19 protein-coding genes and 1 pseudogene are annotated in these 23,381 nt (G+C 69.3%); 9 read left to right on the top strand and 11 right to left on the bottom strand.

Features of this window, described 5'->3' with window-relative positions:
- Positions 1-137 precede the first annotated feature (137 nt).
- From A8W25_RS13470 to A8W25_RS13440, 7 genes are all read right to left on the bottom strand, one after another.
- The gene (locus A8W25_RS13470; RefSeq protein ID WP_067160285.1) at positions 138-572 is read right to left on the bottom strand and encodes a GNAT family N-acetyltransferase; all 435 of its coding nucleotides are present in this window, start codon (positions 570-572) and stop codon (positions 138-140) included.
- A gap of 88 nt (positions 573-660) precedes the next feature.
- A complete protein-coding gene (locus tag A8W25_RS13465; RefSeq protein WP_067160283.1) occupies positions 661-996 on the bottom strand; it encodes an SCO4225 family membrane protein in 336 nt (111 codons plus the stop codon).
- A 113-nt stretch (positions 997-1,109) separates the two neighbouring features.
- Positions 1,110-1,814: a DUF6766 family protein gene (locus tag A8W25_RS13460; protein ID WP_067160280.1), complete on the bottom strand. Its 705-nt coding sequence runs from the start codon at positions 1,812-1,814 to the stop codon at positions 1,110-1,112.
- Between the two features lie 82 nt (positions 1,815-1,896).
- On the bottom strand, positions 1,897-2,424 hold the full coding sequence (locus tag A8W25_RS34855; protein ID WP_234386419.1) for a hypothetical protein: 528 nt from the start codon (positions 2,422-2,424) through the stop codon (positions 1,897-1,899).
- Positions 2,425-2,593: 169 nt separating this feature from the next.
- A complete protein-coding gene (locus A8W25_RS13450; RefSeq protein WP_067160277.1) occupies positions 2,594-2,791 on the bottom strand; it encodes a hypothetical protein in 198 nt (65 codons plus the stop codon).
- 110 nt (positions 2,792-2,901) lie between these two features.
- On the bottom strand, positions 2,902-4,038 hold the full coding sequence (locus A8W25_RS13445; protein WP_234386418.1) for an acyltransferase family protein: 1,137 nt from the start codon (positions 4,036-4,038) through the stop codon (positions 2,902-2,904).
- 260 nt (positions 4,039-4,298) lie between these two features.
- The gene (locus A8W25_RS13440) at positions 4,299-5,015 is read right to left on the bottom strand and encodes an SDR family oxidoreductase (protein WP_067160271.1); all 717 of its coding nucleotides are present in this window, start codon (positions 5,013-5,015) and stop codon (positions 4,299-4,301) included.
- Positions 5,016-5,460: 445 nt separating this feature from the next.
- Here A8W25_RS13440 and A8W25_RS13435 point away from each other — a divergent pair.
- Positions 5,461-5,604: pseudogene (locus A8W25_RS13435) on the top strand (aromatic acid decarboxylase); the annotation flags it as partial.
- Here A8W25_RS13435 and A8W25_RS35440 read toward each other — a convergent pair.
- A complete protein-coding gene (locus A8W25_RS35440) occupies positions 5,601-5,726 on the bottom strand; it encodes a hypothetical protein (protein ID WP_267890376.1) in 126 nt (41 codons plus the stop codon). The pseudogene A8W25_RS13435 and the gene A8W25_RS35440 sit on opposite strands and share 4 nt — an antisense overlap.
- A 144-nt stretch (positions 5,727-5,870) precedes the next feature.
- On the opposite strand from A8W25_RS35440, the gene A8W25_RS13430 reads away from it, so the two are divergent.
- The 5 genes from A8W25_RS13430 to A8W25_RS13410 all read left to right on the top strand — a co-directional run bounded on the left by A8W25_RS13430 (position 5,871) and on the right by A8W25_RS13410 (position 9,167).
- A complete protein-coding gene (locus A8W25_RS13430; protein WP_067160265.1) occupies positions 5,871-6,320 on the top strand; it encodes an Lrp/AsnC family transcriptional regulator in 450 nt (149 codons plus the stop codon).
- A 54-nt stretch (positions 6,321-6,374) separates the two neighbouring features.
- Positions 6,375-7,553 carry an aminofutalosine synthase MqnE gene (gene mqnE, locus A8W25_RS13425; protein WP_067160262.1) on the top strand — a complete coding sequence of 393 codons (1,179 nt, stop codon included), beginning with the start codon at positions 6,375-6,377 and terminating at the stop codon, positions 7,551-7,553.
- Positions 7,554-7,558: 5 nt separating this feature from the next.
- Positions 7,559-8,083 (top strand): GNAT family N-acetyltransferase, encoded by a 525-nt coding sequence (locus A8W25_RS13420; RefSeq protein ID WP_067160259.1) that lies wholly within the window; start codon positions 7,559-7,561, stop codon positions 8,081-8,083.
- A gap of 61 nt (positions 8,084-8,144) precedes the next feature.
- Positions 8,145-8,441, top strand: a complete 297-nt coding sequence (locus A8W25_RS13415; protein ID WP_067160256.1) for a DUF4229 domain-containing protein — start codon at positions 8,145-8,147, stop codon at positions 8,439-8,441.
- Positions 8,442-8,498: 57 nt separating this feature from the next.
- Positions 8,499-9,167 carry a TetR/AcrR family transcriptional regulator gene (locus tag A8W25_RS13410; RefSeq protein ID WP_067160253.1) on the top strand — a complete coding sequence of 223 codons (669 nt, stop codon included), beginning with the start codon at positions 8,499-8,501 and terminating at the stop codon, positions 9,165-9,167.
- Between the two features lie 45 nt (positions 9,168-9,212).
- Here A8W25_RS13410 and A8W25_RS13405 read toward each other — a convergent pair whose 3' ends face one another.
- Complete coding sequence (locus A8W25_RS13405; RefSeq protein ID WP_067160250.1) at positions 9,213-9,401, bottom strand: hypothetical protein; 189 nt, start codon at positions 9,399-9,401, stop codon at positions 9,213-9,215.
- Positions 9,402-9,414: 13 nt separating this feature from the next.
- Complete coding sequence (locus tag A8W25_RS13400) at positions 9,415-10,617, bottom strand: glycosyltransferase family 2 protein (protein ID WP_079125998.1); 1,203 nt, start codon at positions 10,615-10,617, stop codon at positions 9,415-9,417.
- Positions 10,618-10,989: 372 nt separating this feature from the next.
- On the opposite strand from A8W25_RS13400, the gene A8W25_RS13395 reads away from it, so the two are divergent.
- The gene (locus A8W25_RS13395) at positions 10,990-12,429 is read left to right on the top strand and encodes a cellulose binding domain-containing protein (RefSeq protein WP_067160244.1); all 1,440 of its coding nucleotides are present in this window, start codon (positions 10,990-10,992) and stop codon (positions 12,427-12,429) included.
- 67 nt (positions 12,430-12,496) lie between these two features.
- Here A8W25_RS13395 and A8W25_RS13390 read toward each other — a convergent pair whose 3' ends face one another.
- Positions 12,497-15,814 carry a ricin-type beta-trefoil lectin domain protein gene (locus A8W25_RS13390; protein ID WP_158942497.1) on the bottom strand — a complete coding sequence of 1,106 codons (3,318 nt, stop codon included), beginning with the start codon at positions 15,812-15,814 and terminating at the stop codon, positions 12,497-12,499.
- A 598-nt stretch (positions 15,815-16,412) separates the two neighbouring features.
- Here A8W25_RS13390 and A8W25_RS13385 point away from each other — a divergent pair.
- Together A8W25_RS13385 and A8W25_RS13380 are read left to right on the top strand one after the other, a co-directional pair.
- Positions 16,413-22,868, top strand: coding sequence for an RHS repeat domain-containing protein (locus A8W25_RS13385; RefSeq protein WP_067160237.1), 6,456 nt, complete (start codon positions 16,413-16,415; stop codon positions 22,866-22,868).
- Positions 22,865-23,227 (top strand): hypothetical protein, encoded by a 363-nt coding sequence (locus A8W25_RS13380; protein ID WP_067160234.1) that lies wholly within the window; start codon positions 22,865-22,867, stop codon positions 23,225-23,227. Before A8W25_RS13385 ends, A8W25_RS13380 begins: the two co-directional genes overlap by 4 nt.
- Positions 23,228-23,381 lie beyond the last annotated feature (154 nt).

Below are 23,381 nucleotides of genomic sequence, written 5' to 3'. Positions count from 1 at the left end.
CCGTTCCGCGATTGGGCGCCGAATGCGTACGAGGGGAAGACGCCACAACTGGCTTTGTGCGAGGGGACCTTGGGGAGATCCGCAAGCGGGTGACCCCCACCACGAGGGTCACCCCGTACACCGCGCGACGGCCCCGCTCACCCTTCCGCGTTCAAGACCATGAAGTTCTCGGGGTGCGGGACCGGGGTGAATCCGGCCTTCGCGTAGACCCCGTGGGCGTCGAACGTCGAGAGGAGCACCCGCTTGAGCCGATAGGGCGCGAGGTGCTCACGAACCGCTTCGGCAAGCCGGGTTCCCAGCCCCCTGCCGCGGTGGCCGGGAGTGACATAGACGTCGCACAGCCAGGCGAAGGTGGCGCGGTCGGTGACCACGCGGGCGTAGGCGACCTGCTCACCGGTGGCGTCGAAGAGGGCGAAGTTCAGGGATCCGCGTATCGACGCTTCGACTGTTTCCCGGGTGCGCCCCAGGGCCCAGTACGCGTCCGTCGACAGCCATCGGTGCACCAACGCCACGTCGAGACGAGCCGGGTCCGTGGACAGTTCATAGCCGCTGCTCCCACTGCTGGTGATCATGGAGCGTCAGCGTAGCCACGCCACTTGGAATTTCCAAGTAAATTTTGGCGCCCGATCGGACGGCGTGGCCGAACGATGGGGGGCGATTTCAGCCGTGGTGGGGATGGGTGAGCCCCCGGCGGCGGCCACGGAGAGCCTTCAGGAGCACTCCAAGGACGAATGACTGGACGAGCGCGCAGGTGATGAGCCCGCCGACGAGGACCCAGGTGGGCACCTCTCCCGTCCCCCAGGCTCCCTGACCGACCGCAACCGCGAACAACAGGGCGGGGAAGGTGAGGAGGGCCGGCCACACCCAGATGAATCCCGGGTCCGAGCTGAACAGCGTGACGGCGGCGGCGATCGCGACGGATCCGCCGAAGAGCCCGAGATAGATCGCCGAAGCGGGGTTGGCGAACGTCAGACGTATGAGGGTGCGAGCGTTCATCGGTTGCCTCCGGGTGACGCGGTCTGTCCCCAGGATCAGGCGGAACCGAGGCCCTGTCGTGAGTATCCGTACCCAGTGCGTCCACCTGGCCTGCTCAACGCTCCGGCGGATCCTCACCCCTCGACGCCCGTGGCGCCGTGGGCCGCGCCGACCGGCTTGGACTCCGGGGAGCCGCGCTGGCGGAGGTAGACGGAGAGGATGACCATGGCGGCGACCGCCAGGAGTTCGGACTGCCAGTTCTGCAGGGTCCTGGCCCAGAATTCGGGTGACACCAGGTAGGAGCCCCAGCTGATCGGGTCCTGGAGCCGGCTCAGCTGCTGTTCGTTGTGGGCGGCCACCCCCGAGATCGACTGGGCGAGCCAGGACAGCAGGAACAGCAGGCCCATGAGCAGCCCCAGGGAGCGGGAGTAGACCCGTTGCCGCCAGTCCTTGGTGCCCGCCCACCGCGGGGAGTCCTCCCGCGCGTGGTCCCCCATGCGCTGCTCGCTCTCGCTCTCGGGTCCCCTCTCGTGCGGTTCCTTGGACTCGGGTGAGCCACGCTGGACGAGCCAGACGGTGCCGAAGATATAGAGGAAGAACTGCAGGAACTCGGACTGCCAGTTCTCGGTGACATCGACGGCGAAGTCCGAGGACATCATGTACTCGCCGAGGCTCAGCGGCTGGAGGTCGGCCACGGTGAGCTGTTCGTTGAACTCGGCGTGCCCGGCGAGCGCCTGGCCGAGCAGGGTGAGGAGGAAGCCCGTACCGAAGGCGAGGGTGAGGCTGTTGTCCTTCCAGAAGTTGGCGCGCCGGTCGCTCCGTCCGCTGTGCCGGGTCATCGGTACATCGCTCCGATCGCGATGAAGTACCCCAGTCCGCCGAAGACGACGGCGAGACAGGTGAAGAAGAGTGCGCGCATGCTCAGCCGCCCTTCACCACGCAGCGATAGGGCTTCTCGCCGCCCCGTGGCGTGCAGCCGGCCGCGACGACTTTCCATCCGCCGGTGAACTGCGCCAGGAAGAGCTTCTGCCCGCCCGCACTGATCGCGGCCTGCCGTCCGTACACTTCAGCGCTGTCACCGGGGCCGGCGGTGGGGAGCTCCTGCCCCGGCAACGCCTGACCGCACGGCTTCTTCTCGTCCTCCTCCAACTGCCGCCGCGTCCCGGGGGCCAACAGACCGCATGCCGCCGCATAGTCGCCCGCCGCCACGGCACGCTGGAACGCGCGGCTCGCGTCGCGGGCGCCGTCCACCCTGCCCGAGCTCGCCCCGCATGCCATCAGCAGGGCGCCGATCGCTCCGGCGCAGAGCGCCGACGCCGCCGCTCGACGCCATGCCGAGCGGGGCGCGCGAGGCCCCCACATCGGCTGTCGGCGCCGGGCAGGGCCGACGGCATCCGAGGCGCCTGTCGTGGTCCTGGGGTCCTCGCGCAGGAGCACGGTCGCGTCCACGGAACTCCTCCCATGCGCGGGCTCGGGGGCGAAGGGTTTCGCTATCCCTACCCGCAGGAGCGAAACCGCGCCGGTCACCGGCGCACTGTCCCCCGTCCGGACCAGAGCGGAACACACCCGCACCCGCCGAGGGCGGTGACCGGCCCGCAAGAGCCGCCACTGGCGCCGCTCAGGCCGCGTCCGAGCGTCGGCCCGCTGTCTGCGACCGCGTGACCGGGCCTTCCTTGCCCCCGTGGATGAGACGCAGGTGGCGCGTACGGGCGTGGCGAGGCGGCCTCGGGACGTGGGTCAGCCAGTCTTCGACGCGGTCCATGCCGTACAGCAGCGCCGCGACGGCCGGCAGCAACAGGCACGCAACAATGAACATGGCTCCGGACTCCTCGCAGAAGACGGCCGTTCACGGGTGCCCTCATCTCTGCGCGTAACGGGCCGGTTGTGTGAAGGTCCGGTGACGGTTCCCGTGCCCCTGCAGAGCCGTCAGAATCTGCGGCGACAGGATTTTTCCCGGCGGGGTCTCGACCAGTGGCGGGTGATGGGCCGCTCGACGAGTGCGTACAGGGCCCAGGACGTCAGGACGCTCACCGCGAACAGGGCAGCGGCCAGGGCGCTCGCCACGGGCGTCGAGTAGAGGTCGTGGCCGAGGAGTTTGCGGCCGTAGGCAAGCACGATGAAGTGCAGGAGGTAGAAGGCGAAGGATATTTCGCCGAGCCAGACCATCGTGCGGTTGCGGAAGAGGGTGAACTCGCCCTTGGCGTCGGCCATCGCGGCCGCCGCGATCAGCAGGATGATCGGGATGATGGAGGTGGCGCGCTGGGCGTAGAGCATGTCCGACTCCTGCGCGAGCCAGTAGCTGCCGGCCAGGAGGACGCTGGACCACAGGAGGCCGATGTTGCGCCAGCGCCCGTTCAGCACCGCGTGCGCCACCAGCATGCCGAGCGCGAAGTCGAGCAGACGCACCGGCGGAAAGAAGTACGCGAACCAGAACTGCTCCACCGAAGCGTCGGCGGCCGCCGAGGTGTTGAGCTGGACGGACTGGGAGTCGGGCAGGACGTTGTAGGTGAACAGCGGTGTGAGGATGATCGCCGCGACGACGGCGCCGATCCAGTACTTCAGCCGGGCCGGGTCGATGCGCAGGAACAGGCGGTGCAGCAGGGGGAACGAGGCGTAGAAGATCAGCTCGCAGCCGAGCGACCAGTTCGCCGGGTCCACGCTCAGCAGGTACGTGAAGTCGGGTATCCACACCTGGACCATGAAGAGGTTGGCGAGCGCGACGCGCGTCGGGGTGTAGGCGGAGGCGAAGAGGAGCATCGCCAGGCCCCAGGTGATCACATAGTTGGGGTAGATCTTGGCGAACCGGCGGCGCCAGAAGGCCCGGGCGGTGTCGTTCGGGCGGGCGGACCAGGTCAGGACGAAGCCGCTGAGCACGAAGAAGAACGCGACACCCAGCGAACCGGCCTTCTCCGTCGCCTTGTTGAGGTCCATGGCCAGCTTGTCGTCCTCGAACAGACGCGTCTGGGGAACGGGTTGCCCGACATGGCTGATGAAGACCAGGAGCGCGGCGGGGAACCGCAGTCCGGTCAGCGAGGGCAGCCGGGAGAGACCGCGAGCGGGCACGCTGTCCCGCCCGGATGCCTCGCGAGGCGTCCGTGGCACGCCGTGCGTCATGGATAACCTTCCTGAATTCGTGGGGAGTTGGGTGTGTCCCGGGCTCAGGGACGGGGAGTCGCGGCGGCGCCCCACGTGGTCGGCCCGGAGCCCCGGAACCGGCCGCCGTCGGGCACGTCCAGGCCACGTGCCCGCCGGGGCTCAGGGGTACGGAACCGGGGTCTTCGCAGGTGGCGACGCCCGCCGGAGCCTCTGCGGTGAGGCGCCTGCTACCAGGCCACCGTGCCCCGCTCGTCGCTGAAGGTGCCGGTCGGACCGTCGGCGTCGAGGGTGGCGAGCTTCACGGCGATGGCCGCGCCCTGCTCGGCGGACCGGTAGCCCTCGCCGCCGTTGATGTCGGTGCGGCACCAGCCCGGGTCGACCGCGTTCACCTTGATCGCGGTGTCCCACAGCTCCCTGGCGTAGGACACCGTGACCATATTGAGCGCGGTCTTGGAGGAGCTGTACGACAGATTGACCGGGACGCGCCAGACCGGATGCTCCGGGTCCAGCGTCTGCCCCAGCGACGACCTCCCGCTGGACTGGTTGACGATCCGGCCCGCCGGCGACTTGCGCAGCAGCGGCAGGAATGTGTTGGTCACCGCCACCACACCGAAGACATTGGTCTCGTAGATGCGGCGCATGACGTCGAGAGAGGCGATGCTGGGCCGGCCCTCCTCTTCGACGACCGTGACCCCCGCGTTGTTCACCAGGATGTCGAGCTTGCCGTACGCGAGGTCGACCCAGGTGGCGGCCTTCTTGATGCTGTCCGGGTCGGTCACGTCCAGCTGGACGAACGGCACCCCCAGCTTCTCGGCGGCGGCCGTGCCGCGCTCCTCGTCGCGCGCGGCCAGCAGCACGGTGACACCTCTCTCGTGCAGCTGGCGCGCGATCTCTAATCCAATTCCCTTGTTGGCACCGGTAATGAGAGCAACGGCCTTCGTCATTTCATCCCCCATCGGACAGTCGGGTCTCGCCCGGAATTCAGGACTCGGTCGACCGACGCGCAGTGAGCGCCGACTACACAGTGCCGGACGAACTCCCGACGAATTTCCCTCAAGTCTTCATGGAGCGTGATCATGCGTCCAGCCTCGGGCGCATTTCCCCACAGGGCTGAAATTAGGCGGTTTGCCCGTTGGTGTGGGGGGTTACTTCATCCGGATGCCGCCCATGAAATCCGCGCAGACGCCAATATTTTCGGTCGCGGAAATCAGGAGGGCCGGTTTTCTCTCAAGGGAGGGGATAATTCCACCACAGACCCCGCAGAAGGTTTGAAAATCTTCACGCCAAGCAGATTTATTTCACAATGAAAACAGCGGGCCGGAGATGACCTGAACCTGCTGCACCGCTGTGACTGCCACCACCCTGCGCACCCCACACCTCCGCACCCCCGCACCCCTTCCCAGGGCGGGGGCGACGCACATCCAGGATCTGGTGGACTTCGTCGCCGGGCGGGTGCTGGACGCGGCGGCCGTGCCGCACGGTCTGTACCGCCGGTGGGAGGGGGAGCTCGGGGGAGGCTCCCGTCCCGGTTAGCGCTTCTTGGCGGCGCGCTTCAGAGCGCGGCGCTTCGTCGCGGTGGGCTGGTGGGCACGCGAGCGGTTGGCCAGGTCCTGAAGCTCGCGCATACGGGCGTAGGCCATCTCGATCGTGTACACGGTGTCAACACTCCTGAAAGATCGTCTTTGATCTGCTGGAAAATGATGCAAGCAGCTGAATGAATCACAGGGTGTCGCCCCTGTGTACCTTAGATTCTACACCTAAACTCGCGGTATTGCTGAACAATGGAAGGCTTCAGGCATATGGACGCCGTGGACAGGCAGCTCATCCAGGCTCTGCGGGAGAACGGCAGGGCCTCGTACGCCGAACTCGGCCGGCTCGTCGGTCTCTCCGGGCCCAGCGTCACCGACCGCATCAACCGGCTGGAGGCGGCCGGCGTCATCACCGGCTACCGCGCCACCGTCAACGCCGCCTCGCTCGGCCTCGGGGTGACCGCCCTCATCGGCATCTCGCTCTCCGACGCCGCCGACCACGAGGACGTCGCGCGCCGGCTGCGCGACCTGGAGGAGATCGAGGACTGCTGGTTCATCGCCGGCGACGACTCGTACATGCTCAAGATCCGCGCCTCGGACGTGGACGGTCTGGAGAAGACCATCCGCCGGCTCGGCTCCACCAAGGGCGTCTCGCGCACCCGGACGACCATCGTGCTCTCCACCAAGTGGGAGAACCGGGTCGGCGAATTGCCCGAGTAGGCGGGGGCGTAACGTGGTGGAGGCTTTGTACGGAAGACATTGGGAGGCCGCCGCATGACCGCATCGATCACGGATGTGGGCTTCAAGCGCGAGCTGGAGGCTAAGGTCCGAGCCGGTGAGCGGCTGTCCCGCGAGGACGGCATCGCGCTCTACGAGTCGGACGACCTGGCCTGGCTCGGCGGCCTCGCCCACGAGGTGCGCACCCGCAAGAACGGTGACGTCGTCCACTTCAACGTCAACCGGCACCTCAACATGACGAACGTGTGCACCGCGTCCTGCGCGTACTGCTCGTTCCAGCGCAAGCCGGGCGAGAAGGACGCGTACACGATGCGCATCGAGGAGGCCGTCCGCCTCGCCAAGGCGATGGAGAGCGAGCACCTCACCGAGCTGCACATCGTCAACGGGCTCCACCCGACGCTGCCGTGGCGCTACTACCCGCGTTCGCTCAAGGCCCTCAAGGAGGCGCTGCCGGACGTCGGTCTGAAGGCGTTCACCGCGACGGAGATCCACCACTTCGAGACGATCTCGGGGCTGACCGCGTCCGAGATCCTCGACGAGCTGATCGAGGCGGGCCTCGAATCGCTCACCGGCGGCGGCGCGGAGATCTTCGACTGGGAGGTCCGCCAGCACATCGTCGACCACGCCACCCACTGGGAGGACTGGTCGCGGATCCACCGGCTCGCCCACGAGAAGGGTCTCAAGACCCCCTCGACGATGCTGTACGGGCACATCGAGGAGCCCCGGCACCGGGTCGACCACGTGCTGCGCCTTCGTGAGCTCCAGGACGAGACCGGCGGCTTCCAGGTCTTCATCCCGCTGCGCTACCAGCACGACTTCGTGGACATGCAGGACGGCAAGGTCCGCAACAAGCTCCAGGCGCGCACCACGATGGCGACCGGCGCCGAGGCCCTGAAGACCTTCGCGGTCTCGCGGCTGCTGTTCGACAACGTGCCGCACGTGAAGTGCTTCTGGGTGATGCACGGGGTGCAGACCACCCAGCTCGCGCTCCAGTTCGGCGCCGACGACATGGACGGCTCGGTCGTCGAGTACAAGATCACGCACGACGCGGACAACTACGGCACGCCCAACAAGCTGACCCGCGACGACCTCCTCGACCTGATCCGGGAGGCCGGGTTCCGCCCGGTGGAGCGCAACACCCGGTACGAGATCATCCGTGAGTACGACGGCCCGGACCCGGCGCTGCGCGAGTCGCCCCAGGCGATGAGGCTCTGACTGCCGTGGGTCTGACGTTCCACCTCGACCCGCCCGTCACGCGTGAGCTGCGCGACGGCGTCCTCGGGCTGTGGGCGGACGTGTCGGAGGCCGGGGGCGCGGTCGGGTTCGTGCCTCCGGTGGCCGTCGAGGACGTACGCGCCGAGCTGGTGCGACACCTCGTCGGGATGGCCGAGGGCCGCGTCCGCCTCCTCGTCGGCCTCGACGAGGACGGAACCGTCGCCGCGGCCGCGTTCCTCGCGTCCAACAGCCACCGGCTGATGCGGCACTGGATCTGGGCGTACACCGTCATGGTGCACCCCGGCGCCCAGGGCAGGGGGTACGGCCGCGACCTCATGGCGGCCCTCGCCGACGCCGCCCGGTCCCTGGACGGGATCGAGGCGGTACGGCTGACCTGCCGGGGCGGCCTCGGTCTTGAGCGGTTCTACGCCTCCTGCGGATACAAGGAGGTCGGCCGCGTACCGGGCGCGATCCGGGTCGCGGACGGGGACGACCGCGACGACATCATCATGCTGCTCCCGCTGAATTGATCCAATTGCGGGCGTGCTTCACTGGTCGGGCAGGATCGCCGTACGAGAGAGAAGGTCAGCCGTGAACATCGCCAAGCCGAGCGCAACCGTCCGGTACACCGCGATGCGCGTCGCCGTCTTCGTCGGCTGTCTGGTGTTCGTCGCCCTCCTGGTCCACTTCGAGATCATGCCCGCCGGGCTCGGCGACGCCAACGCGATCTGGGTCGTCCTGCTCGCCCTGGTCCTCTCCGCGCCGCTCAGCTTCGTCCTGCTGCGCAAGCAGCGCGACGAGATGTCCGCGCAGATCGTGACCAAGGTCGAGACGGCGAAGGCCCGCCTGGAGGCGAACCGCAGCCAGGAGGACGGCGCGGTCCAGTAACCGCCCGCACGTACCCTTGCCCGGGAGCAGGACAGCTTCCCGGGAGGATGCGGACTGATGGGTGCCGGTGGGGGCGCGGACTCGGGCAGGGCCCGGCGGATGCCGCGGGCCGTGCGGGAACAGCAGATGCTGGACGCGGCCGTACGGACCTTCGGCAGGCTCGGGTACCGGGCCGCCTCCATGGACGAGATCGCCGAGCTCGCCGGAGTCTCCAAGCCGCTCGTCTACCTCTATCTGCACTCCAAGGAAGACCTCTTCACCGCCGTGATCCGGCGGGAGGCCCGCGCGCTCGTCGACGCCGTACGGGCCGGGGTCGAGCCGTCGCTGCCCGCCGACGCCCAGCTGTGGGCCGGTCTGCGGGCCTTCTTCGTCCACACCGCCGAGCACCCGGACGCCTGGGCGGTGCTGCACCGTCAGGCCCGCACCCACGGCGAGCCGTTCGCCGCCGAGGTCACGGCGATGCGCGAAGAGATCGTGGCCTTCGTGACCGCGCTGATAGGCGCGGCGGCCCGCCAGGCCTGTCACACCGCGGATGCCCCGGACCTGGCCGCCCGCGATGTGACGGGCCTGGCCCAGGCCCTGGTGGGCGCGGCCGAGTCGCTGGCGGGCTGGGCCAACGAGACGGGTGACGTCTCGGCGAAGGAGGCGGCGGCCACGCTGATGAACTTCGCGTGGGCGGGGCTGGGGAACCTGATGCGGGGGGAGCGGTGGACGCCGGGGCGGTGAGAGCCCGTGGTGGTCCAGGCGCCGCGCCCCCGCGAACCTCGTCCTTTACTCGCCCGCGGCTATCCGCCGGTCGTGCCGGCGGCGGCGGGTGGATGCCGCATAGGTGAACAGCGACACCGAGATGACGACGACGGTGAATGCCAGCAACAGCTGGTCCACGTCGGCGACTTGGGTCAGCGCGTACGCGAGGGCCGCGAGCAGCGCGCAGATCCCCAGACCCCTGAGGGAATTCATTTCTCTCCTCGACTCATTTCCACGCGGATACGCGGGTCAGATACGACTTCACGATGGATGAGACAAGCCAGTAGGTCCGCACCACCGTGAACACCAACTCCGGGATGAGCGCGGCCTCGACGAGCATCGCCTTCCAGCCGAGATTCCTCACCCGGAGTGCCGGATAGACGATCCAGAAGGCAAAGAGCAGCAAAAAGACGAGCGGCATGTTGGCGAAGCCCTGCTTCAGGGCCATCACCAAGTGGGTCGTTCCCCAGCCCAGCACATAGACGGAGCCCAGAATTCCGAGGAACAGCGTGGTGATGGAGTGCCAGGTGAACTTGGTCCAGCCGCGCCGGCGCAGGGTGTCCACGGTTCCCCGGCTCCACCGCTCGCGCTGCTGGATCAGCTCGCGGAGCGTGGGCATGAGGTCGGTGTACGCGATGCAGAGCTGGTTGGCCGTGACCTTCCAGCCGGACTCCTTGAGCGCCAGCGTCGTCTCGTAGTCCTCGACCAGGTTGCGGTGGTCCTCCCAGAAGACCTGGCCGCGCCAGTCGAGCAGGCTCTGCAGGGCCTCGCTCCGGTAGAACGAACCGGCCCCGGACATGGTGTGGATGTCCTTGCGGTACCGCGCGTTCGCGGCCCGGCCGTACTCGATGATCTGCATCCCGAGGAGGTAGCGCTGCCACGGGTTGCGCCACAGGTCGGTGCGGCCCAGGCAGGCGGCGCTGACGCCGCCGATCGCCGGGTCCGAGGCGATGACGTTACGGGCCCGCTCGATGAACTTGGGGTGCAGCTCGGTGTCGGCGTCCATCACCAGGACATGTCTGACCTGGCTGGTCAGCCGCCCTCCGACGGCCTCCCTGAGCCAGTCGAGGCCGTAGTTGAGGGCGCCCGCCTTCTTGTGCGGGTTGTCGTCCAGGTTCAGCACGACGGTGGGCGGCGTGTGCGGGTCGTCCGCGAACTGGTTCGCGTACTCCTCGGTGCGGTCCGTCGAGTTGTTGACCACCACGACGATGAGGTCGGGGTGGCGGCTCTGGGCGGCCAGCGACCTCAGCGAGGTGAAGACGCCGACCTCCTCGTTCCGGGCCGGAACGAGGATCACCGTGTCGTAGAGGGCGTCGCCGCCCAGCTGTACGGGGGAGACGCGGCCTCTGCGGTGCCGGCTCCGCGACGCGCGCGGGTCCCCAGTGCGCGCGCGGCGGCGCGCAGTAGTGCCCGACAAGGTCTCCCCCACTCAGAAATGAAAGTCACAGGCTCCGGTTGGTCTGGACCTGTGAAAGCTCAACGAGAAGGTACATCACGTCCGCGCGCCCCTCCGGTCAAGTTCGGCCACGTCGGCAGTTGTTCATCGTTCCGTAATTCAGGCGTCCGGGGTCGGGGTCCGACAAAACTGGGCAGATGGGGCGTCTGGTGGGCTTACCGAAGGTAAAGCGGTGACCAAGGACACTTTTGGAAGAGCCCATTCCGTGATGTTGGGCGGCCGGTAATGGCAGGACGGCAGGTGGAGAGCCGTGGTTACGATGGTGCGGAATACGACCAGCTGTGAATCGGAGCATCAGTGAGCAGTCCCCGCCGCACTCCCCGTCGTGGGTGGACCGTGCTGAAAATGGTGCTCGTGATGGCGATAGTCGTCGCCGGTGGCACCGCGGCCTATTTCAAATGGGGCCCCGGAGAAGGAGATTCCCCCTCCGGTTCATCCTCCGCTTCCGCAGAACTCACCGTTCGTTACCGGAACGACGCTCCCGCCACCGGACCGACGGCCAAACCCTGGCTTGAAGTCATCAACAATTCCCAGAAGACCGTGGCGCTGACGGATGTCACCGTGCGGTACTACTTCAGCGCGGAGGACGCGGCCGCGTACGGCGCCAACTGCCTCCAGACGAGCCTGCACTGCTCGAACGTGACCCAGAAGGTGGGCGCGCTCGCGGGATCGGCGCCCAAGGCCGACCACTACCTCCAGATCGGCTTCACCGAGGGCGCGGGCAGTCTGAAGCCCGGCGGCACCACCGAGGCGATCGGATTCCAGCTCTACCGCCTGGACCACAAGGCGCTGGACCAGTCCGACGACCGCTCGTTCGACGCCAAGGTCACCCACTACGCGCCCTCGAAGCTGGTCACCGCGTATCTGCGCGGCGCGCTCGCCTGGGGCGAGGAGCCGAGCGGCTCGGCGCCGGGCCGGGCCCAGGCCGCCCCCGCGCCGGCCGCGGCCGAGGGCGTCCTGTTCGACGACTTCCACTACAGCGGCCCCACCGACCCCGCGCTCGCCTCCAACGGCTGGCGGGCGCGCACCGACGGCGGCGGCCCCGGTATCCGCGGCACCTGGTCGGCCGGCAACGTCAGCTTCCCGGCCGGGACCGGCGACAAGCAGAACAACCAGAACAACCAGAACAAGCAGGATGCGGGGGAGACGGCCGGGCAGGTGCTCCAGCTGCGGGTCACCAGCGACGGCACCAAGGGCGGCACCAAGCAGGCCGAACTCCAGCGCGCCGAGCCCGACTTCTTCACCGGGACCGTGGCCGCCCGCGTCTACTTCAGCGACAAGCCCACCGGCGGCCGCAACGGCGACCACATCAACGAGTCCTTCTTCACGATCTCCTCGATCGGCAAGTCGGAGAAGCAGAGCTACAGCGAGCTCGACTACGAGTACATGCCGAACGGCGGCTGGGGCGCGCCGGGCCCCCGGCTCGACACCACGAGCTGGCGCAGCGGCAAGCAGGGGGACCGCACCACCCGCACCCAGAAGCTGAGCCTCAAGGGCTGGCACACCATGATGATCACCGCGGTGAACGGGACCGTCACGTACTCGGTGGACGGCCGCAAGCTGTTCACCCACGGCGGCAAGTACTTCCCGCGCGAGCGCATGGGCATCCACTTCAGCGCCTGGCTCGTCGACCTCCCCTTCAAGGGGAAGCGGACCTGGGACATGAAGGTGGACTGGCTCTACTGCAAGGCCGGTCAGGCCGTCTCCGGGGCCGAGGTGGAGAAGGCCGCGGCGGAGTACGCGACGGCCGGTCAGAACTATGTGAACACCCTGCCCAAGTCCTGACCCGCTGAACGCGCGTGCGCCCGCCCCCGGATCGCCGGGGGCGGGCGCACGGTCGTGTCGGCGCGGGCTAGAACAGACCCACCACGTCCTGCGTCAGGGCGGTGTCGCCCACGATCACCGAGGTGCCGTGGCCCGTCGGTGTGCCGGGATAGAAGCGCAGGCCGCCGGGCGCCGCCTTGAAGACCGCCCAGAAGTCGGGGGTCTCCTGGCCCGTCGTCGGGACGAACTTCAGGTACGTGCCGGTGTCGACGACCGTGCCCTGGGCGTTGCCCGTGCTCGCGAAGAGCGGGATGTTCGTCGACTGCCAGGCGCTCGGGCCGTAGACGGTCCGGGTGCCGATGCCGTACGTCGTGTTGCCCGAGGTGTCCGTGGCGCGGGTGCCCGGGTACAGGTAGAGCTTGCCGTAGTCGGCGCTCGCCGGGTCCGTGGTGACGTGGCGGCCGAGCAGGTCGGGGATGCCGTCGCCGTTGACGTCACCGGGCGAGGTGAAGTCGAAGCGGTCCCAGGAGGTGAAGCCGAACTGCTTGGCGGGCAGCAGCTTGTACGAGCCGGGCTCGGCCGCGAGCGGGCCCTCGGCGGTGCCGGAGTACAGCCACATCCCCTCGCCCTCCTGGACGATGAGGTCGGCGCCGGGCATGCCGTCGGCGTCGCGCGGAGTGAGGATCTGGCCGGTGCCCGCCCAGGTGCCCGGGACGGCCCAGTCCTGGGTGGCGTCGCCGTCGCAGTTCAGGATCTGCGCGGGCGTGCTCTTGACCACGGCGCCGCCCGCCGTGTCCAGGCAGCGGCCCGAGCCCTGGTTGAGCAGGGAGCCGTCGCCGCGGTCGAGCCACTGCTGGGCCGGGCCGCCGTCGCAGTCGGCCAGCTGGACCGGCGAGGCGAGGTCGGTGCCCGCGGCCGCCGCGCACTTGCCGAGCACCTTGAGGGCGCCGCCGGTGAGCTGGAAGTCCTGGGCGGTGGTGGCGTTGCAGGTGTAGATCTGGAGCGGGGTGCCGTTGACGGTGGCGCCGGACTTCACGTCGAGGCAGAGGCCGCCGGGGCCGGTCAGCGGCCCGTTGTCCTTGCCGGTGGGGCGCAGCAGCTCCTTGCGCTGGGTGGTGAGCGGCATCCCGTTGCCGTCGCCGGGGTACAGGTACAGCTTGTTGCCGGTCTTGACGAAGAAGTCCTCGAACCCGTCCATCGTCTGGCCGTCGGTGGCGGCGATGAAGTCGCCCCGGTGGGCCGGCCGGGCGCCGTTCCAGCCGCCCGAGGCGATGGTGCGCGGCGCCTTCAAGGTGCCGTCGCCCTTGCCGCCGAGCAGCCGCAGGGTGCCGTCGGAGGCGGTGGCCAGCAGGTCGACCTGGCCGTCGCCGTCGAGGTCGCCCGGCAGGTCGCCGTGGACCCGCCCGGCCGCGTCGTGCACGAACACGGGCCGGTCGGTGGCGATCAGCGTGGTGTCGGTCGGGGCCGAACCGCCGCCGTACGCGGAGGTGTTGCCCGCCTTGTCGTACGCCTCCACGTGCAGCCGGTTGGCGGGCCACAGGCTCGGCTTCACGGTGACCGTGGCGGTGCCGTCGGCGCCCGCCTTCACATACGTACCGGCCGGGCACTTGATGTCGGAGACGGACAGCGGCTGGTTGAGCGCGTAGCAGAAGCCGTCCACGCCGCCCTGGTCGGTGGAGGCGAACGTGAGCGTACGGTCGCTGCGCGCGGGCAGCTCGGCCACGTCCAGCGGGTGGCCGTCGGCGGCGGTCACGGTGGGCTGGGCGGGCGCGGCCTTGTCCACGCCGAAGCCGCAGGCCGTGGTCCACGCCGAGGTGTCCAGGCCGTCACGGGACTGGACGGACCAGGTGTAGCGCTTGCCGGTGGCGAGCAGCGAGCCGTCGATCCGGGCCTGGGCGGTGCCGCCCGCGGTCACGGTCGAGGTGGGCGAGGCGATGACCGTGCCCGTGTCGTACTCCTTCAGCTGGAAGGCGCCGGTGATCTGGCCGCCCTCCGGATCGGAGATCTTCGCGGTGAGGGTGAGGCCGTTGTTGCCGACGACCGGGAACGCGGCCGGGTCGGTGGCGCAGGCGACCTGCACGAGCCCGTCGGCGCCGGGCGCCCAGGAGCCCTGGTAGGCGGCCGAGGAGTCCACCTTCGGCGCCGTGTTGTACGTGATCTCCAGGCTCGGGTCGTTCTGGAACTTCTTCCAGCTCTGCTCGTTGCCCTCGAAGTCGGCGCGCGAGCGCAGGCCGAGCGTGATGTCGTTGCCGCCGGCGTCCGCGACCGCCTGCACCGCGGTCTTGATCGCGCCGGCGTCGAAGTCCTCGCCGGCGGCGGCGCACTGGGTCGAGGACCAGCCGTGGGCGAACGTCTTCTCCTGGAGGGTCTGCTTCCAGGCGGGCGGGTTGTTCCAGGTGGTGGCGGAGGAGATCGGGCCGGTCAGGCCCAGCTCCACCGGGGTCTTGGTGCACGACCACGCGTAGCTGTTGAAGACGTTGAACTTGGCCGAGATGATCTTCGATCCGGCCAGGCCCTTGGTGTTCAGCTGGAAGTACGAGCGGGCGGTGCCGTTGGTCGACGTCTCGTGGCCGACCCGGGCGAGCTTGTCGCTGAAGGTGCCGCCGTTCCAGTACGCGGTGTTGGCGATCGAGGAGTTGCCCGACTGCTTGTAGGCCATGGCCCAGTTGTTGCGGCCGCCGCCGGAGAAGATCGGGTCGATGACGACCGGGAAGACCGTCTTCGGGTCCTTCAGCATCGCCGCGTCGGGGGTGATCCGCAGCCGGTCGGCGGTGACCTCGGTGCCCATCGCGTGGAGCTTGGGCGGCGCGGTCTCGGCGGCCGGGCGCACACCGCGCGTCAGCCGGGCCGCCGCCTGCTTCGGCAGGTGCGAGGAGTCCCACATGGTGGGTGCGGGGGCGCTGAAGAGACGGGCGCCGGAGCGGGTGCCGGTGGCCGTGAGGTTGCCCTTGGCGTCGGCCTTCAGCCGGGCGCCCGCGGTGTGCAGCGCGAGCGAGAGCTCGGCGAGGCGCGGGTTGGCCGCGGCCTCGCGGGTCTTGACGACGAGGTGCTGGGCGAAGCCGTCGACGTCGGCGCGCAGGGTGAGGTCGACGCCGGGCAGCACCTCGGGGTAGAGGGCGGTGTCGCCCTCGACGCGGGGCTGCGGCAGCGCGTCCGGCCAGGAGAGCGAGAGGGTCCCGCCGTCCTTCGCCAGGGTGGCGAGCGGGCCGGTGCCGCCGCCGGAGAAGGAGATGCCGAAGGTGGCGGCGGCCGGGGCGAGCCGGCCGTCGGCGCCCTGCTTCAGCGTGGCGTCGGCGGTGTGCCAGACGCCGTCGACCCGGGCGAAGGCGGGGCGCACGTACTGGCGCATGGTGAGCGAGCCGTCCGGGTTGGCCAGCACCTGCGCCATTGCGTCGCGGCGGTCCATGATCTCGACCTGGCGGCCGGTCTTCCTGGCCTGCGCGAGCGCCTGCGTCTCGGCCGTGCCGGAATTCCCAGTTCCGGAATCCCCAGTTCCGGAGCTCTCAGTTCCGGAATTCTTGGCTCCGGAATTGCTGATTCCGGACGCGGAATTCTTGGTTCCGTGGGCGCTTGTCCCGGTCTGCGTACCGCTGTTGGCCGTCTCGTCCGCAAATGCCGTGTGCGCCGCGGCCAGCTGAGCAAGGCCGCCCGCGCCGAGCGCGGCTGCCATCAGCGCGGCCGGCAGGCGTCTGCCCCGGCGCATGTGATGTCCCCTCACCAGTCCCCACCCTCATATCAGTTAATGCTGCTTGCAGAGCGGGAGCGTAACGCCGGAATAAGGTCCGAACTGGCCTTTTCGCACCCTTGGCTGCGCCTTTGAGTGCGTATGTTTCGGCGATCGTTCTCCTCTCGTTACATCCCCTCCCAACTGCGATGTTCGCCCGGTGAATTGTTCTTCCGCCCGTAAATTCCTTGGTGTTAAGTTCCCCCAGGCGCCCCTCCCTTGGGGCGCCTTTTTGAGCTGAATACGGAGAGTTGGAGAGATCCAGGTGACTCGTTCACGGGTGGGGACATGGAGAAACGACGAGGACTCGGGAGGAGCGAGACGCCGCCGCGCCACGGCGGCGCTCGGCGCGCTCACGGCGAGCGCGGTGCTGGTCACGCTGCTGCCGAGCGTCGCGGCGGCCGCGGGGAAGGTCGACTTCTCGCTGCGCTCGGTGCAGAAGACGGCCTCGGTGTCCGGCTCCGAGCTGGGCAAGGGCGGTTCCGCCGCCCGGAGCGAGACCGCGAAGCGGCCCTGGCGGGCGCCGAAGGTGACCTGGCCGAAGGCCGGGGACAGTGAGGTCGACCTGAGCCGGGTCGCGGCCGATGCGTTGGCAAAGAGCGCGGCGGGCCGGAGCGTGGCCGGATCGCGTCATGCGGGCGCCTCGGGCAGTCCTGTCGGTATCGCGCCACTCGCCCCGCTCGCGTCCAAGGGTTCGAAGGCCGCCGCCGGTCAGGGCGCGCCCGCCAAGGTCCGGGTGCGGATGGCGGGCCGCGAGGCGGCCGATCGCCTCGGCCTCGACGGCGTCGTCCTCGGTGTCGCCCGTGACGACCGCGGGGCCGTTCCCGGCCGGGCCTCCGTGCAGCTCGACTACAGCGCCTTCCGTGGCGCGTACGGGGCGGACTGGGGCAGCCGGCTGCGGCTGGTGCAGCTGCCGGCGTGTGCGCTGACGACGCCGGAGAAGGCGGGGTGCCGTACGGTCACGCCGCTGCCTTCGCGGAACGACTCCAAGTCCGCCCTGCTGACGGCCGAGGTGGGCCTGGCGCCGGACGCCGCCGTGACTGGGGCGAAGGGCGTGGCCGCGGCGTCGCAGGCCTCCGGCTTCACCGTGCTCGCCGCCACCGCCACCCCCGACGGGGCCAACGGGGACTTCAAGGCGACCTCGCTTTCGCCGTCGGGGAGTTGGGCCGCCGGGGGGAACGAGGGCGGGTTCTCCTGGGAGTACTCGCTCCAGGTGCCGCCCGTGCCGGGGGATCTGACGCCCAAGCTCGCGCTCGGCTACTCCTCCTCCGGTATCGACGGCCGTACCGCCTCCACCAACAACCAGCCCTCCGCGCTCGGCGAGGGCTGGTCGATGGAGATGGGCTTCATCGAGCGGCAGTTCATGGGCTGCAAGGACGACAACGGCACGGGCACCAACGCCCCCGCCAAGTCCGGCGACCTGTGCTGGCGTTCGGACAACGCCGTGATGTCCCTGAACGGCTCCTCGACCGCGCTGGTCAAGACCGGCACCGGCGACGTCTGGCGCCCCGCCGACGACGACGGCTCCCGGATCGAGCGGGTCAAGGGCACGGCCACCGACACCAACAACGGTGACGACGACAACGAGTACTGGAAGGTGACCACGCTCGACGGCACCCAGTACTGGTTCGGCAAGAACCGCCTCCCCGGCTGGGCCACCGGCAAGACCGAGACCGGCTCCGCCTACACCGTCCCCGTCTACGGCAACCACGCGAACGAGCCCGGCCACGCCACCGCCTTCACGGACTCCGTGAAGAACCAGGCCTGGCGCTGGAACCTCGACTACGTGGTCGACCCGCACGGCAACGCGATGGCGCTCTTCTACACCCAGGAGAAGAACGCGTACGCCAAGAACTCCGGCGGCTCGACGACCACCAAGCCCAAGGCGGACGCGGCCTACACGCGCGCCGGCTACCTCGACCACATCGAGTACGGCCACCGCGCCGGACAGGTCTACGCGGCCCAGCCCGCCGCCAAGGTGAACTTCGCCGTGTCCGACCGCTGCCTCGGCACCGCCGCCGAGTGCGCCTTCGACAAGGCGCACGCCTCCAACTGGCCGGACACCCCGGTCGACGAGGTCTGCACGGTCGGCGCGGACTGCCTCAACGGCTCGCCGTCGTTCTGGTCGAAGAAGCGGCTGACCTCGGTCTCCACCCAGGTGCTCAAGGGCACCGGCTACGCCGACATCGACAGCTGGACCTTCGGGCAGAGCTTCCCCGGCACCGGTGACACCGGCGGCAACGGGCTGTGGCTCGACTCGATCAAGCGCACCGGCAAGGCGGGCGGCACCGCCCTGTCCCACCCGGCGGTGACGTTCGGCGGCACGCTGATGCCCAACCGCGTGGACGCCTCCGAGGGCCGCCCGCCGCTGAACAAGTACCGCATCACACGCATCGGTTCGGAGTACGGCGGCGACACCCTGGTCGAGTACTCGCCCACCGAGTGCGCCTACGCCAGCCCGCCCGCCGAGGCCACCAACACCAAGCGCTGCTACCCGAGCTGGTGGACCCCCGAGGGCGGCAGCCAGCCGGTCAAGGACTGGTTCCACAAGTACGTGGTGACCAAGGTGACCGAGGACGACAAGGTCGCGGGCACCGACTCGGAGGTGACCGAGTACGAGTACCTGGGCGGTATCGCCTGGGCCAAGGACACCAGCGAGTTCACCCTCGACAAGCACCGCACCTACAGCGACTACCGGGGCTACGGCAAGGTCCGCACCCGCACCGGCACGACCAACAGGACGCTGTCGGAGACGACGTATCTGCGGGGTGTCGACGGCGCCCAGGTGGCGGACTCCTTCGGCAACCTGGTCACCGACGCCGAGCAGTACAGCGGCCAGGAGCTGGAGAGCGTCAGCTACGACAAGGACGGCGGCAAGATCGTCGAGTCGTCGGTGGACAAGCCGTGGTCGAAGCTGACCGCGACCCAGACCCGCCCGGGCACCACCGATCTGCACGCCTACCAGAGCGACACCGAGTCCAGCACCGACCGGACCCTGCTGGACGACGGCAGCTGGCGCACCACGCGCTCCTCCGCCACCTTCGACGCCTACGGCCAGACCCTCACCTTCCAGGACGAGGGCGACCTCGCGGTCTCCGGCGACGAGCAGTGCACCCGCACCACCTATGTGGCGCCGGACACCACCAACCACCTGATCTCCTACATCGCCGCCGAGCAGAAGACCTCCACGGTCTGCGGCACGGCCCCCTCGGCGGGCACCATCACGGCCGAGAGCCACACCACGTACGACACCAGCGCGTACGGCGCCGCCCCCGTCGCGGGCAAGGCGATGCCGTCCAAGATCGAGGAGCTGGACCACTACAACGCCGGTCTGCCGGTGTACGTCACCACCTCCACCGCGCTCTACGACGCGTACGGGCGGATGACGCAGACCGTCGACGCGGCCGGGGCGAAGACCCTCACCGCGTACACCCCGGCGACCGGCGCCCAGCCCACGACGGTGAAGACCACCGACAACAAGGGCTTCACCACCAGCGTCGACCTCGACGGTCTGCGCGGACTCACGGTGAAGGCGACCGACGCCAACGGCCGGATCACCAGCCAGGAGTACGACGCGCTCGGGCAGCTCACCGCCGCCTGGAAGCCGGGCCGGGTCAAGCCCGCCTCGGCGGACGTCACCTTCTCCTACCAGGTGCGCGACGACGGCCCCACCGCCGTCACCTCCAACACGCTGCTGGAGAGCGGCAAGTACCGCAAGGCGGTGACCCTCTACGACGGTCTGCTGCGCAAGCGGCAGACCCAGACCGAGGCGTACGGCGGCACGGGCCGGCTGGTCACGGACAGCTTCTTCGACAGCCAGGGCCGCACCTACAAGGACAACGCCGAGTACTACAACGACCAGCCGGTCGCGGCGACCCTCCTCTCGGTGGCCGACAGCCAGGTCCCGGCGCAGACCGTGACCGAGTTCGACGGCATGGGCCGCGCCACCGCGTCCATCGCGCTCACCAAGGGCACCGAGCGCTGGCGCACGAGCACCACCTACGGCGGCAACTGGACGGCGACCGTCCCGCCGAGCGGGGCCACCGCCACGCTGGTGATCAACAACGCCCACGACAAGCCGGTCGAGCTGCGCCAGTACAAGGACGGCAACCCGGTCATCGGCGCGAGCGCCGACAAGTACGAGGCGCTGAAGTACACCTACGACACCGCGGACCGGCTGACCCGGCTGGTCGACGCGGCGGGCAACACCTGGTCGGCCGGCTTCGACCTGCGCGGCCGCCAGACCACCTCCTCCGACCCGGACAAGGGCGCGGTCTCCACGACGTTCACGCCGGACGGCAAGACGGAGACCACGAAGGACGCCCGGGGCACCACGCTCGCGTACACCTACGACGAGATCGGCCGCCCCACCAGCCTGCGCAAGGACGGCGTCACCGGCCCCAAGCTCGCCGAGTGGACGTACGACACCCTGGCCGGCGGCAAGAAGATGCTGAGCTCGTCGACCCGCTGGGACAACGGCAACGCCTACACCACGGCCGTGAAGGGCTATGACGCGGTGGGCCGGGCCACCGGTTCGGTGATCACCGTCCCGGCGGCCGAGGGCAAGCTCCAGGGCACCTACGAGTTCGCCTCCACCTACACGCCGAACACGGGCCTGGCCAACACCACCACCTTCCCGGCCGGCGGCGGGCTGCCCGCGGAGACGGTCCGCCAGGGCTACACGGACTACGGCCTGGCGACCACGGTCGGCAACGGCACGGACGTGTACTCGCTGGGCAACCAGTTCTCGCCGTCCGGCGACATCCTGCAGACCGTGCTCGGCTCCGTCGGCGCCCGCACGGTCCAGACGTACACCTACGAGGACGACACCCACCGGCTCAGCGGCGTGGTCAACGACCGCGAGTCGCAGGGCCCGCAGACCATCGACAACAAGGTCTACGCCTACGACCCGGCGGGCAACATCACCCGCATCCGCAACGACCGCGACGACAAGTCGGCCACCGACACGCAGTGCTTCACGTACGACTTCGCGGCGCGGCTCTCGCACGCGTGGACCGGCACGGACGACTGCGCGCTGAAGCCGTCCACGGACGTGCGCCCGAAGGTGGGCGGCGTCGACCCGTACTGGACCTCGTACACCTACGACACCGTCGGCAACCGGGCCTCCGAGGTCCAGCACGACATCGGCGGCGACACCGGCAAGGACGTCCGGCGCGGCTACTCCTACCCGCAGCCGGGCGAGACCCGTCCGCACGGCATGGACAAGGTCGACGTCACCGGCCCCGGGGCGCGCACCGACGCGTTCGAGTACGACGCCTCCGGCAACACCACCCGCCGGGTCACCTCCGCCGGTGACCAGAAGCTGACCTGGGACGCCGAGGGCAACCTCGCCTCCTCCACGATCGGCGGCCAGACCTCCACGTTCCTCTACGACGCGGACGGCTCCCGGCTGCTGCGCCGGGACCCGGGCGCGGTGACCCTGTACCTGGGCGCCGAGGAGCTGACGCTGACCAAGGCCAGCAACTCGGTGACCGGGGTCCGCTACTACACGGCCGGGAACGCGACCGTCGCACGCGGCTCGGACGGCTCGATCACCTATCTCCTCGGCGACCACCAGGGCACCGACGAGGTGGCGGTCGACTCGGTGACCCTGGCGGTCACCCGGCGCGCCTCCGGCCCGTTCGGCACCCCGCGCGGCACCCAGCCGCAGTCGGGCTGGCCGGGCGAGCGGGGCTTCGTCGGCGGCACCGCCGACAAGTCCACGGGCCTGACCCACATGGGGGCCCGCGAGTACGACGCGGCCAACGGCCGGTTCGCCTCGGTGGACCCGGTCATGGACCTCTCGGACCCGCAGCAGATCAACGGGTACGCCTACGCCAACAACTCACCGGTCACCGACAGCGACCCGAGCGGCGCGTTCCACATCGGCCACATCTTCAAGAAGATCAAGCACGCGGTGAAGAAGGTCATCCACGCGATCAAGCGGATCGTCCGCCGGGTGGTGCACAAGGCCGCGAAGCACTTCACGCCCTTCTACCGCGCCATGCGGGCGATGTGGTCGCACGGCGAGAAGGGCACCCAGTTCGGCCACTTCAACGTGGGCAAGGGCCCCGACCGGGGCATCATCATGATGAAGTTCTTCATCCACACCAAGGACGCGATGAAGATCCCGGGCCTGGGCTACCAGCTGCTCGGCGACAACCGCGAGTACTCGACCGACCCGGACGCGGCCTACCGCATGGTCCTGTTCTGGGACACCGCCACGGGTGACGTGACCTTCAAGGTCTCGCCCTCCCACACCAAGCCGTCCACCAAGCACGTCTCGTCGTATCTGATGGGCCAGGCGGGCGGCGGTTCCGGCTATGACATCGAGTCGCCGTCGCGGATGATCCCGGCGGACCCGCTGTCGCTCAACGACTACCCGTCGGAGAGCGTCACCGGACGCAACATCGTGAACTACAGCTTCCTCGGCAAGTACCACTCGAACTCGTCCAAGCTCGACCTGGGCATAGCGGGGGTGAACAGTCTGATGCCCCTGTTCTCGGTCGACACGCATGTGACGATCGCGGCCAACAAGGGCTCGGTGACGGTGACGAGGAAGGGCGACCATTACCCCGATATGGAGGTCGTCCAGTACCGTCGCTCGCAGCCGCCGACGGTCGTCGCCCACGACCGGATGGACAACGTCTCCGGTCTGGACTCGATGCCCTGGTACGGCAACAAGGACATGCGGTACTGGAACTCCGCCCAATGCCTGAAGGATCCGCCGAAGTGACCCACGCACCCTGGTTCCCGCGCTGCGCGGCGAGGTACGTGCCGGTCTGCGCGATCGGCTGGTTCCTGGCCATGGCGCTGACCCCGCGCGGCGCGCTCTCCTTCCCGGAGCAGCTGGCCGACGGCGTCGACCTGATGCTGTTCGTCGGGGCGGTCTCCCTGCTCCTGCTCCTCCTCCTGGGCCTGCTCAAGAGGTACGGAACGCCGGGCGGCTTCCGCACGGCGGCGGTGTTCCTGCTGCTCATGCCGGTGCTGCCGCTGGCACTGGGCGGCGGGGCGGCACTGTTCGGGATCATGCTCCTCACCCAGGTGGTCTTCGCGACGGCGGTCATGCCGGGACCGGAGCTGCTGGCGGTGTGAGGTAGCTGAAGCGGGGAGGGGCCCGGCGCCGATCTCGGTGCCGGGCCCCTTCGCGTTTCGGCAGGGCACGGGCGGCCGAAGGGGTCCCGGGGCGGGAGCGGTTCCGCTTGCGGCCCTTGACGGCGCCGAGCTCGCGATTGTGGTGAACGGGGAG

It is taken from the genome of Streptomyces sp. ERV7 (assembly GCF_001653515.1).
Lineage (GTDB): Bacteria > Actinomycetota > Actinomycetes > Streptomycetales > Streptomycetaceae > Streptomyces.
Note: the sequence above shows the minus strand (reverse complement) of the source record. Positions and strands in the feature narration are given on the sequence as shown.